General features: G+C 72.3%; 14 protein-coding genes. 6 read left to right on the top strand and 8 right to left on the bottom strand.

Annotated elements, in window-relative coordinates:
• Positions 1–14: 14 nt before the first annotated feature.
• Positions 15–239, bottom strand: coding sequence for a hypothetical protein (locus Actob_RS27205; RefSeq protein WP_284914670.1), 225 nt, complete (start codon positions 237–239; stop codon positions 15–17).
• Between the two features lie 204 nt (positions 240–443).
• A complete protein-coding gene (locus tag Actob_RS27200) occupies positions 444–2,759 on the bottom strand; it encodes a putative bifunctional diguanylate cyclase/phosphodiesterase (RefSeq protein ID WP_284914669.1) in 2,316 nt (771 codons plus the stop codon).
• An 84-nt stretch (positions 2,760–2,843) separates the two neighbouring features.
• Between Actob_RS27200 and Actob_RS27195 the strand changes: the two genes are divergently transcribed.
• The 5 genes from Actob_RS27195 to Actob_RS27175 all read left to right on the top strand — a co-directional run bounded on the left by Actob_RS27195 (position 2,844) and on the right by Actob_RS27175 (position 8,649).
• On the top strand, positions 2,844–2,969 hold the full coding sequence (locus tag Actob_RS27195; protein WP_284914668.1) for a hypothetical protein: 126 nt from the start codon (positions 2,844–2,846) through the stop codon (positions 2,967–2,969).
• Between the two features lie 30 nt (positions 2,970–2,999).
• Complete coding sequence (locus Actob_RS27190; protein ID WP_284914666.1) at positions 3,000–4,925, top strand: helix-turn-helix domain-containing protein; 1,926 nt, start codon at positions 3,000–3,002, stop codon at positions 4,923–4,925.
• A 95-nt stretch (positions 4,926–5,020) separates the two neighbouring features.
• Positions 5,021–6,370 carry an MFS transporter gene (locus Actob_RS27185; RefSeq protein WP_284914665.1) on the top strand — a complete coding sequence of 450 codons (1,350 nt, stop codon included), beginning with the start codon at positions 5,021–5,023 and terminating at the stop codon, positions 6,368–6,370.
• 564 nt (positions 6,371–6,934) lie between these two features.
• On the top strand, positions 6,935–7,627 hold the full coding sequence (locus Actob_RS43920; protein WP_328518390.1) for a DUF6232 family protein: 693 nt from the start codon (positions 6,935–6,937) through the stop codon (positions 7,625–7,627).
• Positions 7,612–8,649 (top strand): CHASE domain-containing protein, encoded by a 1,038-nt coding sequence (locus Actob_RS27175; RefSeq protein WP_284914663.1) that lies wholly within the window; start codon positions 7,612–7,614, stop codon positions 8,647–8,649. The genes Actob_RS43920 and Actob_RS27175 overlap by 16 nt, the downstream gene beginning before the upstream one ends.
• A 187-nt stretch (positions 8,650–8,836) precedes the next feature.
• Here the strand turns inward: Actob_RS27175 and Actob_RS27170 are convergent, their stop codons facing one another.
• From Actob_RS27170 to Actob_RS27145, 6 genes are all read right to left on the bottom strand, one after another.
• On the bottom strand, positions 8,837–9,433 hold the full coding sequence (locus Actob_RS27170; RefSeq protein WP_284914662.1) for a hypothetical protein: 597 nt from the start codon (positions 9,431–9,433) through the stop codon (positions 8,837–8,839).
• A 20-nt stretch (positions 9,434–9,453) separates the two neighbouring features.
• Positions 9,454–11,070 carry an alpha/beta hydrolase gene (locus Actob_RS27165; RefSeq protein WP_284914661.1) on the bottom strand — a complete coding sequence of 539 codons (1,617 nt, stop codon included), beginning with the start codon at positions 11,068–11,070 and terminating at the stop codon, positions 9,454–9,456.
• Between the two features lie 95 nt (positions 11,071–11,165).
• Positions 11,166–12,026: a CYTH domain-containing protein gene (locus tag Actob_RS27160; RefSeq protein WP_284914660.1), complete on the bottom strand. Its 861-nt coding sequence runs from the start codon at positions 12,024–12,026 to the stop codon at positions 11,166–11,168.
• A 66-nt stretch (positions 12,027–12,092) separates the two neighbouring features.
• The gene (locus Actob_RS27155; RefSeq protein ID WP_284914659.1) at positions 12,093–13,991 is read right to left on the bottom strand and encodes an acyl-CoA dehydrogenase family protein; all 1,899 of its coding nucleotides are present in this window, start codon (positions 13,989–13,991) and stop codon (positions 12,093–12,095) included.
• A gap of 54 nt (positions 13,992–14,045) precedes the next feature.
• Complete coding sequence (locus Actob_RS27150; protein ID WP_284914658.1) at positions 14,046–15,020, bottom strand: hypothetical protein; 975 nt, start codon at positions 15,018–15,020, stop codon at positions 14,046–14,048.
• 22 nt (positions 15,021–15,042) lie between these two features.
• Positions 15,043–15,804, bottom strand: coding sequence for a TetR/AcrR family transcriptional regulator (locus Actob_RS27145; RefSeq protein WP_284914657.1), 762 nt, complete (start codon positions 15,802–15,804; stop codon positions 15,043–15,045).
• 116 nt (positions 15,805–15,920) lie between these two features.
• Here Actob_RS27145 and Actob_RS27140 point away from each other — a divergent pair, with 116 nt between their 5' ends.
• Positions 15,921–17,159, top strand: coding sequence for a saccharopine dehydrogenase family protein (locus Actob_RS27140; RefSeq protein ID WP_284914656.1), 1,239 nt, complete (start codon positions 15,921–15,923; stop codon positions 17,157–17,159).
• Positions 17,160–17,196 lie beyond the last annotated feature (37 nt).

The following is a 17,196-nucleotide window of genomic DNA, read 5'->3' as shown; positions in this document are numbered from 1 at the left end:
CCGCGCGGCGAGCGTCACCCGGTGCGTGATCGCCGGCGGAGCGGGACGGCGACGACCAGGAATCCGGCACCGGGCGCCGCCTGATCGGTGGTGGCCGCCAGCATCGTCAGGTAGCCCACCGCCACGATCAGCGCTTGCCGCCATGGCGGGAATGTGGCCGGCGCGAGCGCTACCAGCAGCACCGTTCCGACCGACACCGGCAGCCAGTAGTAGTCGAACGCCTGCGGGTCGGTGCTCACCCGCAGCAGGGCCGCCGCCAGGCCGACAGCACCTGGCTGCCCGGGTCGGCGAATTGCTTCGGGTCCAGCGGCGTCTGCCGGTTGAGCAGGCCGACCAGGGGCCGCCCGGAGAGCCGCCAGTCAGCGGCGCCGGTGCGGCCACAACGCTCCCCGCCGATACGTTCGGCGGGGAGCGCCGCCGGCGTACCGAAAACCGGGTTCTGGTCAGACGGCGGCGAGCAGCGAGGCGTCGATCTCGGTGGCCGGCTGCGGGCGGGCGAAGTGGTAGCCCTGGGCGAAGCGGTAACCGAGCACGTGCAGGCGGTCGGCCTGGTCCTGGGTCTCCACGCCCTCCGCGACCGCGCGCAGGCCGAGCGTCGACGCGATGCCGCTGAGCGACGCCGCGATCGCCTCCTGCTGCGGGCTGCCGTTGAGCTCGTCGATGAACGACTTGTCGACCTTCAGCGTCGTCACCGGGCAGGTGCGCAGCAGGGTGAGCGAGGAGTGGCCGGTGCCGAAGTCGTCGAGCGCGATGCCGACGCCGAGGCCGCGCAGCGCGTGGACGGTCTGCAGGGCGGGACCGCCGGCGAACACCGCGGTCTCGGTGATCTCCAGGGTGACCTGCTGCGGTGGCAGGTCGTGGCGGCGCAGCAGGTCGGCGACCAGGGCCGGCAGCTCCGGGTCGAGCAGCTGGCGGGCCGAGACGTTGACGCTGATCCGCGGGGCGGCGTCGCCGAAGCGAGCCCGCCAGGCGGCCGCGTCGGCGCAGGCCTGGTCCAGGATCCAGGCACCCAGATCGACGATCATGCCGGTCTGCTCGGCGACCGGGATGAACTCGGCCGGCGAGACCGGCGAGACCGCCGAGGCCGCCGAGGCCGGCGAGGCCGGCGAGGCGGGCGCATCCGGGCTGCCGCTCTGCGGGAACCAGCGGATCAGGGCCTCCACGGCGCTGATCCGGCCCAGCGGCAGCTCCACGATGGGCTGGTAGAACAGCCGGAACTCGCCCTGGTCCAGACCGCGGCGCAGGGCCGCGGCGAGGTCGGCGTGGTGCTTCGCGGAGGCGTCCAGGTCGGCGGTGTACAGCTGCTGGCGGTTCGCGCCGACGCGCTGCGCCGCCTGCAGGGCGAGTTCGGCCCGGCGCAGCAGATCCGGTACGGCCTGGCCCTCCCCGGCCGCCGACCCGACGGTCACGGTGACCAGCAGGTCGTGCTCGCCCACCGGCAGCGGCGCCTGGAACGCCTGCACCAGCGCGACCGCCAGCCGGTCGTCGCAGGCGAGCGGGTGCTCGGCCGGCAGCAGCACGCCGAACTCGTCGCCGAGCAGCCGCGCGACCAGCGCCGTACCGCCGACGGTCAGCGCGATCCGGGCGGCGGCCTGGCGCAGGATCTCGTCGCCGGTGTCGTCGCCGAGCCGGTCGTTGAGCGCCGCGAACGAGTCCAGGTCGCAGACCGCCACCGTCGCGCCGCCACCGTGCCGCTGCAGCGTGCCGGTGAACGAGCGGCGGTTCGGCAGGCCGGTCAGGTCGTCGTGGCGGGCCTGGTCGGCGAGCCGCTCGGCGAGCGTGCTGTTGTCCCGCAGCGCGGCGTGCTGCCGCACCAGGACCAGCACGATCAGCACCACGGCACCGGCCGCGAGCCCGGCCGGCAGGGAGCCGGCCCGCAGCGTCTCGGCGAGCAGCATGGCCGCGGTCACCCCGACCGCGACGTACGGGATCCGGCTGATCCCCGGCTGGGCGGCGTCGTCGGGTACCACCTGGGCGGGCACCAGGCCGGCCACGTTCGCCCGGGTCTGCGCTCGCGCCGACAGCGTCAGCAACACCGCGAGCGGCGGCAGCACGGCCACCGTGGCGTTCAGGTGCGGCCAGCGTTGGAGGGCCGGGGCCAGCAGCATCGAGGCCGGGCCGAGCAGGCCGGCCGGGCTCAGGATCCAGAGCGCCCGGCCGTAGATCGGGCCGGTGCCGCCCATGCCGACCTTGACGATCGCGGTGACCGCGGCGCACGCGGTGGCGAGCACGATGATCCGCAGCGCGGTGGCCATCACCCCGCTGGTCACCGGCACCGGCAGCAGGGCGGTGGCCCGCAACATCACCAGGCCGGACGCGACAGCGACGATGGCGATGTCCAGCCACAGCGCGATCCGGGCCCGCCAGGTGCGGCGCTGCCCGGGCAGGCGCAGCATGGCGAGCACCGCGACGCTGACCGCGGCCAGGTACAGCAGCCCGGTCGGCGGGCTCATCGCGACCAGCTCGTCCGGCCGGTTCAGCGTGTCGGCCGCCTGGCTGACGGTGCCGATGCCGAGCAGCCCGACCGCGCTGCCCAGCCGCCACCAGAAGGTCCGGCCCGCGCCGAACCCGGAGGCGGCGGCCAGCCAGCAGGCGGCGACAGTGGTGGCCGCAGCGCCGACGGTCAGCGGCCAGAGCGCCCAGGCCGGAACGGTGACGAGCGTGCCGAGCACGCCGATCAGCACGCTGGCCGCCAGCCAGCCACCGGCGGTGACGGCGAGCAGGCCGGCCGTGCGGACGGGCCGGGACGGGAGACGCATGGCATGCCTATCGGCAGGCCCGGCCGCCACGGAAGAGATCCGGATGCGGCATCGGTCACCCCGATCCCGGGTAGGGCGCGGTGCGTGTTCGACGGATTCCGATGCGACCGGGTGGACGTCGGCGAGGTGGCCGCGGCGATCCTCGACTTCGTCGACATGTGGCTGGCAGCCATGATCCACCGTCGCCGCATGGGCGGGACGTCCATGTGACGCCGGGCACCCGCCTCGTAGGGTGTCGCCATGAACGCGCGGGCGGGTGGCCTCGAGTATCTGGATCTGCTGGCCCGCGAGGCCGCCCTGGTGGAGTTCGAGCGGCCGCTGATCGCCGCCCGGGCGGCCGGCGCGTCCCCCGACGAGCTGGCCGAGCTGGAGCAGGAGAAGCTGCTCGCCCTGCGGGTGCGGGCGCTGCTCGAACGCCGGCGGCGTCGCGAGGAGGAGCTGTCCGCGCTCTACGACACGGCCGGGGACCTGGCCGGGTTGCGCGACGTGGACGCCGTGCTGCGGGCCATCGTGCACCGGGTCAGGACGCTGCTCAACGTCGACGTCTCGTACATGACGCTGAACGACGCCGAGCGCGGCGACACCTACATGCGGATCACCGACGGCTCGGTGGCGGCCAGCTTCCAGCAGCTGCGGCTGCCGCCCGGCGCCGGGCTCGGCGGCCTGGTGGCGCAGTCCGGCACGCCGTACGCGACGGCGAACTACCCGCGCGACGCCCGGTTCGCGCACACCACCGACATCGACATGGGCGTCGGCGACGAGGGCCTGATCGCCATCCTCGGCGTGCCGATGCGGCTCGGCTCCACGGTGATCGGCGTGCTCTTCGCGGCGAACCGGGCCGAGCGGCCGTTCGCCCGCGAGGAGGTGGCGCTGCTGCTGTCGCTGGCCGCGCACGCGGCGGTGGCGCTGGACACCGCCCGGCTGCTCAGCGAGACGCAGACCGCGCTCGGCGAGCTGTCCGCGGCCAACTCGACGATCCGGGCGCACAGCCAGTCGGTGGAACGGGCCGCCGCCGCCCACGACCGGATGACCTCGGTGGTGCTGCGCGGCGGTGGCGTCGACGACGTGGCGGCCGACCTGGTCGACGTGTTGCAGGGCGCGCTCCTGGTGATCGACGCGCAGGGCCGGACGCTGGCCACCGCCCGGACGGCGGGCCGGGAGGTGCCGATGCCGGAACCGGACGAGACGACGGTGGGTGAGGCGGTGGCGGCGTCCCGGGGGGAGGGGCGCAGCGTACGCCGCAACGACCTGGTCATCGCGGCGATCGTGGCCGGTGCGGACAACCTCGGCGCGCTGGTGTTCCGGCCGGCCGAGCCGCTGGAACCCGCCGACCAGCGCATCCTGGAACGGGCCGCGCAGGTCACCGCGCTGCTGCTGCTGTTCCGCCGGACCGTGGCCGAGGCCGAGGCCCAGGTCCGTGGCGACCTGCTCGACGATCTGATCAGCCGCCCGGTGCGGGACCCGGAGGCGGTCCGGGACCGGGCCGCGCGGCTCGGCCTGGACCTGGACGCGCCCTACGTGATCGTGGCGGCCGGCGACGACCCCGGCGAGGGCCTGCGGCAACGCGCGGTCTCCTGGGCCCGGACCTTCGTGGCGAACCGGCGGGGCCTGGCGATGACCCGCGACGGCCGGGTGACGCTGCTGCTGCCCGGCGAGGATCCGGCCGGCACCGCGAAGCAGGTGGCCCGGGAGCTCGGTCGCGCGCTGGGCCGGCCGGTCACCGCCGGCGGCGCGGGCCCGGCGCGCGGTGCCACCGGCGTCGCGCCGGCCTTCCGCGAGGCGGACCAGTGTCTGAGTGCGCTGATCACTCTCGGTCGCGCCGGGTCCGGGGCGGGCACCAGGGACCTGGGGTACGTCGGCCTGCTGCTCGGCGAACGCCGCGACGTCCCGGGGTTCGTGCACGGCGTCCTGGGTCCGGTCATCGACTACGACCACCGCCGTGGCACCGCCCTGATCGCCACCCTGGAGGTGTACTTCGACCAGGGCGGCGGGCTGGCCAAGGCGGCCGAGGCGCTGCACGTGCACGTCAACACGGTCACCCAGCGCCTGGACCGGGTCGCCCAGCTGCTCGGCGACGACTGGCAGCACCCGCGCCGGGTCCTCGACGTGCAGCTGGCCCTGCGGTTGCACCGGCTCCGCGCGCCACTGGAGCCGGACCACACCTAGAGGTATGCGGATGTGTGGATCCCATCCATGGGCTTCCCGGCCTGCGGGGACGTAGCGTCCCGTTACCTACGTCACACCTGTTCGAGAGGATCCACATGTCAGCCACCGCGACACGTGCCCCGATAGTCAAGGTCGTCTTCGCCTCCCTGGTCGGCACCGCCGTCGAGTGGTACGACTTCTTTCTCTACGGCTCGGCGGCCGCCCTGGTCTTCGGCACCCTGTTCTTCCCCAAGTCCGACCCGGTCACCGGCACCCTGCTGGCCTTCGGCACCTACGCGCTCGGTTTCGCCGCCCGGCCCCTCGGCGGCGTGATCTTCGGGCACTTCGGTGACCGGGTCGGCCGCAAGAGGATGCTCGTCGTCTCGCTGATGATGATGGGCGTCGCGACCGTCGCGATCGGTCTGCTCCCGACGTACGCCAGCATCGGCGTCGCCGCCCCGATCCTGCTGCTGGCCTGCCGGCTCGCCCAGGGCTTCGCGGTCGGCGGCGAGTGGGGCGGCGCGGTGCTGATGGCCGCCGAGCACGGCGACGACGCGAACCGCGGTTTCTGGTCCTCCTGGCCGCAGGCCGGCGTCGCCCTCGGCAACCTGCTCGCCACCGGCGTCCTGTGGCTGCTCGCCCTGGTGCAGTCGGACGACGCGTTCCGCTCCTGGGGCTGGCGGATCCCGTTCCTGCTCAGCGCCGTCCTGGTGATGGTCGGCCTGTGGGTGCGGCTGAGCATCGAGGAGTCCCCGGTCTTCCGGGAGGCACGTGCCTCCCTGGCCGAGCGGCGGAAGGAGCACCAGCCGCTGCTCGAGGTGCTCCGCCGCTACCCGCGGGAGGTCGTCCTCGCGATGGGCATGCGGCTCGCCGAGAACATCGGGTACTACCTGGTCACCGTCATCTCGATCACCTATCTGACCACGTTCGCCGGCACCGCCTCGGACAAGGGCAAGATCCTGACCGCGCTGCTGATCGGCTCCGCCGTGCAGTTCGTGGTGGTGCCGCTGTTCGGCGCGCTCTCCGACCGGGTCGGCCGCCGCCCGCTCTACCTGACCGGCGCGATCGGCCTCGCCCTCTGGATGTACGTCTTCTTCGGCCTGCTGGAGAGCAAGTCGGAGCCGAAGATCATCCTGGCGATCCTGGTCGGCCTGCTCCTGCACGCCCTGATGTACGCCCCGCAGGCCGCGTTCTTCTCCGAGCTGTTCGGCACCTCGGTGCGCTACACCGGCGCCTCGGTCGGCTACCAGCTCGCCTCCATCCTGGCCGGTGCCCTCGCCCCGATCATCGCCCTCGAGCTGCTGGGAGACGTGAAGACCCCGAACACTACGGCGGTCGCGATCTACATGACCGTCGCCACCGTCCTCACCGTTCTCTCCGTACTGGCGGCTCGAGAAACCGCACGGTCGTCGCTTCGTCACGACCGCACCCTGGAGGCCGAGCCCGAACACGCCACTCTTCGCTGAGTGCCGGCAGAAGCTCGCGGGCCGCGGCGGCGGTCCGCGAGTGTCTGGCAGCCCGCTTTCATTGTTTCTGGTCAGCCCGCCACGTCGAGCGGCTGGATTCGGCGATTATGATCACTCTGAGTAGTTAGTATGCTGCCATGACGATAGGGGGAGCCGTGCTCTGGGGAGTCCTTGGCGGCTTCTCCGTGGAGGGGCTCCAGTTCAGCGGTGCCATCCGCCGGGTGGGTGGATGGCCCTGGCGCAAACGTGGCGAGCCGGGCCTCTGGCCGTTTGTGGTCTCCGTCGTGATAAGGCTCGCGATCGGCGGCGGATTAGCGGCGGCGTGTGCGGCTGGGGGCCAGCTCGCGGGACCCTTCGCGGCGGTGGCGGTCGGTATCGCCGCGCCCTACATCGTGGAGCAGCTCGCCCAGCAGGCAGCCATCAGCGATCCCGGACAGGCGGCTCCCCAGGTCGTTCGGCCGGCCGGGAAAAGGCGACGCTCGGCGCCTGCGAAAAAGGTCCCGGCGGAGCCCTCCGATCGTGGCCTTGGCGGCTCCCCGTTGCCGGGTGCGCTCGGAGGAGCCGATGAGGGATAAATTTCTCGCCCAAGTCCTCTCGGCTCTGGCCAGAGACACTCCGGCGTTCCGCGGGGAATCCGAGGTCGATTCCCGGAGTCGATCTCGCGCCATTGGAACGGCTGTCCGGCGGATCACGCCTGCATTCGGAGGAAAGTCGTCGTCGGAGCAGTATGACCGAACGTTCGAGGCTATTCTGCGAGCCAGTCTCCACGACATCGGAGAAACTGACTCGTCGCCGAATGACAAAGATGCCGGGGAGGTAACTGGCCGGGATGGCGATGTCCTGCTCAGTGAGGCCGGCATAACTGTCACAGCGCGCGAAGTCACGGTAGGAAGTCAGATATTTCGTGTCGCTAGCATGAGCGACATGGAACTCTACCGCGCGCCCTATCGGTGGGGATTGATGACACTTGTCGACATCGCGATAACGGTTGCACTCTATGCCTTCATGTTCACTTTCCTTCAATTGATCTCCACAACACCCGGAGCGTCTCTCGCGCTGGGCGCCGTCCTCGCATTGTCGTATCTCGCCACCTTCATGTTTTTTGCGCGCTCGCGTCGATGGCACATCTCGGTTTCCTGCAGTGGGAGAAGGCTCTTGATCTTCTCGACGCGTAGCCGCGCCCGCCAGCGGCGCGTAGGTGAGGCAATCGACCGCGCGATGCGCCTCATCGATGAGGACGCGTGCGTCGGGAGCTGAAGGTGATGCGCGGCAGCCTCGCAGATTCCCGGAAGCCGCCAGGCGGCTTCGTCGGGTTGATGCTGGCGGGTGCGGTGCTGGTGCTCGGCTTGGGTGCCACCGGTGTGGTCGCCGGTGAAATACATTCTCGGCAAGACGACTACAGCACCCGGGCGGTGGATCGGCGATCCCAGATGGTACGCCAGGCCGTGGCGGCGGAAACCCGACGATGCCAGGCGCTCCTGGAAGCCGCCGCGGCTGACCTTGCCACTCGCGATGGAGTGACCAGGGACGATTTCGATCGAGCCACCTCTCTCCTCGGCGCCGTCGGGCTGGTGGGCGTGGGGAGAGTCGCGCTCGTCGTGCCGAGTACGGTCGCGCAGACACCTGCCACGCAGCGGCTGTGGCGCGGCCGAGGTGCGGAGGGCTTGGTTCTCCGGGCCGCGCGGGGCGCTGAGGAGCAACTGTTCCCGGTGTTCAGCCGGGCGCTGGACGGCACGGAGACAAACCCCGACTCCCCGATCAGCCCGGCCACGACAACCGAGATCGTGGCGGCATTACGGCTGGCCCGCCAGACCGGCGGCTCGACGGTATCGGCCCCCTACGTACTGCAGGCTGACCGGGCTCTGCCTCTATCAGAGCAACAGAGGTCGGTCGTCTTCGCGGCCCCCGTGTACACACGCACCGCCGATCCGCGATTCCTGGGTTGGCTGACGCTTCCGCTGAGGGGTGAAGCCTTCTTCGACGGAGTCATGGCGGACGTCAGTCGCGGGCAGGTGTGGATCGAGCTGGCTGCCACCACGTCCTCCGGGACCCGCATCGACCTGGCTGCCTGGGGCGCGCCCGGCAACCCGAACGTGTGGCGTACTGCGACCTTCCTGGTCGCGGACAGCGACTGGACGCTGTTCCTCGGATTCGACACCGCACGGTTTCCCGGCCTCAACACCATGCTTCCCGTGGTCGTACTGTGCAGTGGGGTATTTCTGACGCTCTTGTCGGCAATCGTCGTCCGCAATGGTCGCCGGACCTTTCCTCCCGCGTAGCGGTGTGTACTCGGTGGAGCCGGACCACAGGGCGTTCCGGGTCCGCACCTGGGCCGTGGGTCGGCTTCGCTACCGACCTACCGGGGACGACGGCCGCCACGGTGACCAACAGCCGCCGGGCTTGGCGCGCCGCACCGTGACCAGCGACGGACCGCGGGCCAGCGACGGACCGCGGGCCAGCGACGGACTATAGGCCAGCGACGGACCGTGTGCGGCGGCCGGCAGCCAGCACCGCACCGACGCCAAGCAACAGCAGCCCGATCCCGCCACTCCACGCGGGCCCGGTGACCGGCAGGTTCCCGCGACCGTCCACGACCTGCACCTCACTGCTGCCGACGATCGGCGCCACCCCGTCAGCCGCGAACCTGATCCGCACCGTCCCCGAGCTCCCCGGCCTCGCCGCACGGGAGGCTCCCACCACCACCGGCAGATACTGCTCGATCGTCTCCCCCTCGAACGACAGAACGCGGGGATCGGAGCAGACCACCCGAGTCGGTGACGGCTGGTCGCACTCACCACCCCCGTCCCGGCTCGGCGTCAGCCGCACCCCGGCCACCCCGCGCAGGTCATAGCTGACCCGCACCCCGCTGAGCGTCGTCGGCCCCACCGTCGACCAGAGGCTGGGCCCCAGCGGATCGACGGCGACGCCACCCACCGGCACCTGAATGTCCGGAAAGCCGGCCGAGACCGGTCCGCCCTGGCGGCTTCCCCCAGCCCACGCCGGTCCCGCGAGGAGAGCGCCGGCCGCCATCGCCGCCCCCGCCAGGCGCCCCAGATACCGCATCGCCCGCGTCCCCTCTCCGATCACCTGTCAGTAATCGGAGAGTAGGCACTGTCCGGAATGTCCGACCGACCAACACGCCAGTTTCCCTGTTCATGGCCGTCTGACGAGGACCCGGTGATCAGCCGCCAGGCGGCGCCCGCCTCCTCACCGTAACCATGGCCATACCCCGCCGGTACGTCCAGCGCCTTCAGCATGTCCCCGGACAGCTGCCAGAAAGTGACGAACGGAATCCACCGCACCGACGGCAGCACCGCGTCCCCGCGAGCTTCGCGCAGCCAGTCCGGCCGGTGCAGAATCAGCTCCGGCGACCACCAGACCACCGGGTCGGTGGGGTGCTGAAGGAACACCACCCGCGGACGCCCCGCCGCGACCAGATCCGCCGCCCCGTCCGCGAACCGGACGCCAGGCTCCTCGGGCAGCTCCGGCGAGACCTCCGTCGACGTCCGGCTCCGCCCGGCGACCAGGCCCGACCAGAGCGGGCTGGCGTTCGGCGGCCCGCTGATCAGGGCGCCGTCGACCTCGCCGAGCAGACTGCCGGCCGTGCCGAACGGGGACTGCGCGGCGAGGGCGCCCTGGCTGTGCCCGTAGAGCAGGAGCTTGGGCCGGGCGGCGGCGGGCAGCCGTACCCACGCCCGGTGCACCTCGTCGAGCAGGGCCCGCGCGGCGTCCTCGGCCCGGTCCGGCTCGGTGAGCAGGGAGAGCCAGCTGGGCAGGGCGCCGTATTGGATGACGGCCACCGCTGTGTCGCCGTCGTACTGGTCCTCCAGGGCCCGCACGGTGGGCTCGTCGATCCAGCCGGTGCCGGTGGGGATGACCAGGCAGAGCACCGCCCGGTGGAAGGCGCCGGTACGTTCGAGCTCCGCGACGGCCAGCCGGGCCCGGTCCCGGCTGGTCGGTGCGCTGCGCAGGCCGGCGTAGACCCGGATCGGCGCGGTGCGGTGCGGGGTGGACAGTCCATCCGTGACGAAGGACCGGCCCTCGCGGCCCAGCGTCGCCCACGGCGCGAGCGAGCCGGGGCCGCCCGACCGGGTCGCCGCGACCGGTGCCGGCACCCCGGTGACCCGGCGGTCCAGCGCCTGCGAGAAGGCGTCGAGCGTCCCCGCCGGCGCGGCCGCTCCGGCGGGGCCCAGCGCGCACAGCACCACCACGGCGGCCGCGGTGCGGTGCCGGTGCTCCCGGTGCTGGAGCGTCGCGACGCCGCGCCGCAGCAGTCGCGCGAGCCCGAGCAGCCCGGCGAACACGGCGGCGGCCACCATCAGGAACGCCGGCCAGCTCACCGCCGGCGGCGCCGGTACCCCGACGAGCCGGCTGATCTCCTGCTGCCAGCGCCAGCCCTGGTAGGCGCAGAGCAGCGTGGCGGGCACCGCGACCACGGCGAACGCGGGCCACGCCCAGCGCGGCTGGGACCGGCGCGGCCGGGACCGGCGCAACACTGCCCGCAGCGGCCGGCTCGCCAGGCAGCCGAGGGCGTACCCGGTCACCGCGCAGAGGCCGCTGACCAGTCCCTGGACCAGCCAGGTGCGGGGCAGCAGCGACGGGGTGAGCGACAGGCAGCCGAACACTGTCGCCAGCACCGAGCCGATCAGGTCGAGGCGCGCCGGCTGCGGGATGAACGGGGTGGCGCGGACATCGGCCATCGTGCTCCTCCGGAGGTCGGTCCGGAGGAGTGTGGGGGGAGGAGTACGGAGTGGACATCACCCCGGCGAGCTAGTTCCCGGGTAGTACTCGAGGGCTACGCCGAGGTCCCCGCGAAGTACGACAGCGTCCGGTCGCTCTTGGTGAGTTGCTGCTCGGACGGGGTGACGCCGTGCGCGGCGAGGACCTCGGTCAGGTGGGCGGCCACCTCCGGCGCCTTGCCGACCGGGCAGCGGGTGGAGAGCTCCAGGATCGTCGAGCCGTCCGGGTAGGTCCAGCGCTCGGCGGCCAGCCGCCGGTCGAAGCCGGCCGGCTGGAACTTGTACTTGTGCACCTCGACCGGGCCGAACACCACCAGGTCGCCCAGGGACAGGCCGGCCGGGCCGCAGGCGGCCAGCAGCCGGCGGTGCGGCTGCGGCAGCAGCTTGGTCAGCGGGCGCCCGGCGGCGACGGTGCGGGCCACCACGCCGCGGCCCAGCCGGGCCTTGAGCGAGCCGGAGCAGACCCGGCGACCCGGCATCGCGTCGATCTCCACCTCCAGGTAGTTCTTCCGGCGCAGCCATTTCGGCAGCGTGTGCGAGGTCATCGGGCGCAGCTTGACGACGGCGTCGTCCGGGCGGGCGCCCATGTCGCGGACCCGGACGATCAGGCCGCGCCGGTCCAGCGCCAGGTCCGGGGTGTCCAGGAAGTAGACCCGGCGGGTCTGGACCGCGTGTCGCTCCAGGCCGAGGGAGCGGCACTGCCGCTCCGAGGAGACCACCTTCAGCTCGACCCGCTCCGCCTCGCCGGCGAGTTTCACGGTACGCCCGGACCGGTCCACCGGCGGCGACCAGAACCCCCACTTGGTGCCGGTGCGCCAGGGGTGCCGGCCGGGCGGGCGGACCGTGTCGTGCGGGTCGGGCTCAGGGCGGCGGATCCGCCGGGCGTGCGCCACGGCGACCTGATCAGTCTTTCCCACCCCGGACGGCTCCCCGTTTTCCTCGCCGCTATACCTCCCAAACCGTACCCGACACCGGCTGCGGCCTCATTGAGCTGGCGGAATGCGTCGTCGCACGTCCTCGACGGTGGCCGCCCCGGCCTGCCACGGCGCGACCCAGGCGGCATCCGACGCCGGATGCACCACACCCTCCTCGAGGAAGGCGTACCGGCCGTGCAGGACCCGGTCGGCGGCTTTCGCGTCGAGTGCGTCGGTGTTGTCCCAGAGCGCCGTGAACAGCGCCTCGGTCCGGAGCCGGGCCTGCCGGCAGAACAGGTCGGCCAGCTCCAACTCGGCCGGCTGCCCCGAGGCGTTGGCCCGCACGCAGGCCGCCGACATCGCGAACAGCTCGGCGCCGATGTCCACGATCCGCCCGAGGAAGCCCTGCTTGCGCTCCAGCTTTCCCTGCCAGCGGGACATCGCGTAGAACGTCGAGCGGGCGAGTTTGCGGGAGGCGCGTTCGACGTACCGCAGATGGGCCGCCAGGGGGCCGAACCGGGCGTACTCCAAAGGATTTTGACCCTTGCCGACCGCGAGGGTGGGCAGCCACCGCGCGTAGAAGCCACCGGCGCGGGCACCGGCGCGGGCCTTGCGGCCGAGATCGGCGTCCGGGTCGATGATGTCGCCGGCCACCGTGAGGTGCGCGTCGACCGCCTCCCGCGCGATCAGCAGGTGCATGATCTCGGTGGAGCCCTCGAAGATCCGGTTGATCCGCATGTCGCGCAGGATCTGCTCGGCCTCGGCCGGGCGTTCGCCGCGGGCCCGCAGCGACTCCGCCGTCTCGTAGCCGCGGCCGCCGCGGATCTGGATCAGCTCGTCGGCGATCAGCCAGCCCATCTCGCTGGCGAACAGCTTGACCAGCGCGGCCTCGATCCGGATGTCGTTGCGCGCGTCGTCGGCGATCAGGCAGCAGAGGTCGAGCATCGACTCCATCGCGTAGGTGGTGGCGGCGATGAACGCGATCTTCTTGGCCACCGCCTCGTGGGTGCCGACCGACCGGCCCCACTGCACCCGGTCCGCGGCCCACTCACGGGCGATCGTGAGTGACCGCTTGCCGGCGCCGACGCACATCGCGGGCAGCGACAGGCGGCCGGTGTTCAGCGTGGTCAGGGCGATCCGCAGGCCCTTGCCCAGGCCGCCGATCACGTTCTCCTCCGGTACGAAGACGTCGTGGAACCGGGTGACGCTGTTCTCCAGGCCGCGCAGGCCGAGGAACGCGTTGCGCCGCTCCACGGTGATGCCCGGCGCGTCGCCCTCGACCACGAACGCGGTGATCCCTTTCTCCGGGACGCGCGCCATCACCACCAGCAGCGTCGCCACCGTGCCGTTGGTCGCCCACAGCTTCATCCCGTTCAGCCGGTACCCGCCCTCGACCGGCTCGGCGACGGTGCCGAGCCGCGCCGGGTCGGAACCGACATCCGGCTCGGTGAGCAGGAAGGCCGACACCTCGCCGGCGGCCAGGCGCGGCAGGAAGGCCTCCTTCTGTGCGGCGGAGCCGAACAGTTTCAGCGGCTGCGGCACCCCGATCGACTGATGTGCCGACAGCAGCGCCGCCGTGGAGGCGCTCACCGAACCGATCAGCGTCAGCGCCTTGCAGTAGTGCAGGTTCGACAGGCCGAGCCCGCCGTACTCCTTGTCGATCTTCATGCCGAACGCGCCGAGCCGGGCCAGCTCCTGGAACGCCTCGTCGGGGATCCGGGCGTCCCGTTCGATCCGCTCGCCGTCCAGCTCGGTGCGCACGTAGGCGTCGAGTTTGCGCAGGAAGTCGTCGGCGTCGGGACTGTCCGGCGGGCTCGGCCAGGGGTCGATCAGGTCCAGCTGGAACTTGCCGAGAAACAGCTCCTTACCGAAGCTGGGCTTGCGCCACTCGGACTCCCGGGCCGCCTCGGCAACCTGCCGGGCCTGCTTCTCCGAGACGTCTGCCGGTTTCCCATTCGTCGTGGTCATCGGTGTTTCCCTCCGACGTCGGACGGTGCCTGGCCGTCACGCTACGCCGCGGGGTTACCCAACGGTAGCCCTCGGCATTGATCGACAACTGTCGTCGACGGCATCCTGGATCTCGCCGGCCAGCGCGCCGGCCCGCCGTGCCCGGTCGAGCTGGGCGATCAGCCGGCCGAGTTCCGCGCGTACCTTCGTCAGCTGCTCCATCGGGGGCATCGGCAGCGGCAGCTTCGGATCGCCGAGGCCGGCCCGGGCCGCGTCGTCCTCGGGCAGCAGCGCCGCGAGTTGCGGTGCGGCCATCGCGTCGAGCAGCAGTTCGACGGCGCGCGCCTGGGCGGCGGCGGCGCGCGGCAGGTCGGCGGGGAAACTCTCGTCGAGGTGTTCCAGCGCCCGGGCCTGCGGGGGTGGGAGCCACGCGCCGTCCAGCCGGAGCACCATCGGCCGTACCTGATCGTGCAGGAACCCGGCCTCGGACCGGATCCGTTCGATGGCGGTCGCGGCGGCGTGGCTCGTCCGCGTGTACACCGCCAGGGCCTGCCGGGCCGCGTCGTGCAACTCGAGCACCTGCCGCAGGTAGGTGCGCTGGTACATGCTGGCCCGGAGCCGCCGCGGCCGGGGCCGGGCGTGGTGCGCCAGCTCCGCCCACTCCCGGGCCTCGGCCACCGCGCTGTCGCACCGGGCCAGGAGCCGGGCCAGTTCCTCACCGGTGCCCGCCGGGCCGGTCAGCGCGCCGGCCGCGGTGCGCATGTGGTGCGCCGACCGCAGGGCCAGACGCCAGGCGGCGGCCCGGTCGTTGGCGTCGGTCTGCGCCTGCAGCAGCCGTTGCACCACCACTATCCCCACCGGGATGCCGAACAGCGCGCCGGTCAGCGACGACACGAGGTTGGTCAGGAACGGGAGGCTCGCCCAGAACCCGGCCACGTCACCGGCCACCCCGAGGCCGGCGAGCAGCACGCCGGCGCCGATCATCGCGGCCAGCACCGGACGCAGCCGGGGGTGCGGGGTGTCGAACCAGACCCGTGGTGCGGCTGTCATGCCGGTCATGGTGCCAGCGGGGTCACGACCGGCGGAGCCGCCCCCGGCCCGCACCGCTGCCGGCCGGTGCGGCCGGGCCCGCGAGCCTGGCCGCCAGCCGGGCGGCGATCGCGTCCAGGAGCAGGTCGAGCGCGGCCGGGTAGGCGCTCTCGACCATCTCGGCGGCGAGCAGCGGGGCGGCCTCGGCGACGTGCGGGTGGGTGGTGGCCGGCAGCCGGCCGTACGTCGAACGCCACACCTCGTCCTCGGCCCGCAACGCCGCCCTCGGCAGGGCCAGCGAGGCGGCGTCGAGGGCCGCGAACGCCAGCGTCTGGTCGATGAACGCGTGGTAGATCCGGACCGCCTCGGCGACCGGGAGACCGGCCCGGCGCAGCACGCCGAGCACCGCCTCGTCGGCGGCCAGCTCGTTGGCCCGGCCGGTGACCCGGCTGGTGGTCAGCACCGCGGCCTGCGGGTGGGCGACGTACGCGCTGTGGAACCGCAACCCGAGCGTCCGCAGGTCCGCACGCCACTCACCGGTGGGTGACCAGCCGTGCAACGCCTGCCCGATCAGGGTGTCGCCGATCGCCAGGGTGAGGTCGTCCATGCCCCGGAAATACCGGTACAGCGCGCTCGGGTCGCAGTCCAGCGCGAGGCCCAGCCGGCGGGCGCTCAGACCGGTGCTGCCGTGCTCCCTGAGCAGGCGTAACGCGGTATCGATGATCAGCGTCTCGGACAGCACGGTGCCCGAGCGGGTGGGTCTGCGTCGGCGCCTGTCGCCCTCGCTGACCACTGCCTTCGGCATGGTGGAACCTCGACCTTCTTATGCCAACACAGTTGACCTTACGCGTACCCGGAAAGTTTGATCTGTGGCGGGGCCCCACGATCTTTTACCTCGAAAGGCAAGGAAAGGAGCAGGTCATGCGTGTCCTGCTGGTAGGAGCGGGCGGCGTCGGCACGGCGATCACCAGGATCGCGGCGCGGCGGCCGTTCTTCGACGAGATGGTGGTGGCCGACTACGACCTGGCCCGGGCGCACGCCGCGGTGACCGCGGCCGGCGATCCCCGGTTCCGGGCCGCGCGGGTGGACGCCTCCGACCCGGTGGCGGTCGTCGACCTGCTCCGCCGGACCGGATGTGACGTGCTGCTCAACGCCACCGACCCGCGTTTCGTGGTGTCGTTGTTCACGGCGGCCGGCGAGGCCGGAGTCACCTATCTGGACATGGCGATGTCGCTGTCCCGGCCGCACCCGTCGCAGCCCTACGAGAAACCCGGCGTCATGCTCGGTGACGCGCAGTTCGCCAAGCACGACGAGTGGCTGGCCGCGGATCGGCTGGCGCTGGTCGGGATGGGCGTGGAGCCGGGCCTGTCCGACGTCTTCGCCCGGTACGCCGCCGACGAGCTGTTCGACGAGATCGACGAGATCGGCGTACGGGACGGCGCGAACCTGACCGTCGACGGCTACGAGTTCGCCCCGTCGTTCAACATCTGGACCACCATCGAGGAGTGCCTGAACCCGCCGGTGGTGTGGGAGAGGGACCGCGGCTGGTTCACCACGGCGCCGTTCAGCGAGCCCGAGGTGTTCGACTTCCCGGCCGGCATCGGGCCGGTGCAGTGCGTCAACGTGGAGCACGAGGAGGTGCTGCTCATCCCGCGGTGGGTGCGGGCGCGGCGGGTCACCTTCAAGTACGGGCTGGGCGAGGACTTCATCCGTACGCTGCGCACCCTGCACCAGATCGGGCTCGACTCCACCGAGGGGGTGATCGTCCCCGGACCGCACGGACCGGTCACCGTGTCGCCGCGCGACGTGGTGGCGGCCAGCCTGCCCGACCCGGCGACCCTGGGTGAGCGGATGCGCGGCAAGACCTGCGCCGGCACCTGGGTGCGCGGGGTCAAGGACGGCGCGCCCCGCGAGGTCTACCTCTACCACGTGGTCGACAACGAGTGGTCGATGGCCGAGTACGGGTCGCAGGCGGTGGTCTGGCAGACCGCCATCAACCCGGTGGTGGCGCTGGAGCTGCTCGCCACCGGCGAGTGGCGGGGCGCCGGGGTGCTCGGCCCGGAGGCGTTCGCGCCGAAGCCGTTCCTGGAGCTGCTCACCGCGTACGGGTCACCGTGGGCCATGCGTGAGCAGTCCGCGCTCGCCGTCACCGTCGCATAGGGACCGGCGAAACCTGGATAGACGTGGATATCGGTGA

The organism is Actinoplanes oblitus (assembly GCF_030252345.1).
Lineage (GTDB): Bacteria > Actinomycetota > Actinomycetes > Mycobacteriales > Micromonosporaceae > Actinoplanes > Actinoplanes oblitus.
Note: the sequence above shows the minus strand (reverse complement) of the source record. Positions and strands in the feature narration are given on the sequence as shown.

Coding starts and splice junctions, on each gene's coding strand:
- Actob_RS27200 (WP_284914669.1), bottom strand. CDS start 2,759: ATGCGTCTCCCGTCCCGGCCCGTCCGCACGGCCGGCCTGCTCGCCGTC.
- Actob_RS27185 (WP_284914665.1), top strand. CDS start 5,021: ATGTCAGCCACCGCGACACGTGCCCCGATAGTCAAGGTCGTCTTCGCC.
- Actob_RS27165 (WP_284914661.1), bottom strand. CDS start 11,070: ATGGCCGATGTCCGCGCCACCCCGTTCATCCCGCAGCCGGCGCGCCTC.
- Actob_RS27145 (WP_284914657.1), bottom strand. CDS start 15,804: ATGCCGAAGGCAGTGGTCAGCGAGGGCGACAGGCGCCGACGCAGACCC.
- Actob_RS27170 (WP_284914662.1), bottom strand. CDS start 9,433: ATGCGGTATCTGGGGCGCCTGGCGGGGGCGGCGATGGCGGCCGGCGCT.
- Actob_RS27190 (WP_284914666.1), top strand. CDS start 3,000: ATGAACGCGCGGGCGGGTGGCCTCGAGTATCTGGATCTGCTGGCCCGC.
- Actob_RS27140 (WP_284914656.1), top strand. CDS start 15,921: ATGCGTGTCCTGCTGGTAGGAGCGGGCGGCGTCGGCACGGCGATCACC.
- Actob_RS27150 (WP_284914658.1), bottom strand. CDS start 15,020: ATGACAGCCGCACCACGGGTCTGGTTCGACACCCCGCACCCCCGGCTG.
- Actob_RS27155 (WP_284914659.1), bottom strand. CDS start 13,991: ATGACCACGACGAATGGGAAACCGGCAGACGTCTCGGAGAAGCAGGCC.
- Actob_RS43920 (WP_328518390.1), top strand. CDS start 6,935: ATGAGGGATAAATTTCTCGCCCAAGTCCTCTCGGCTCTGGCCAGAGAC.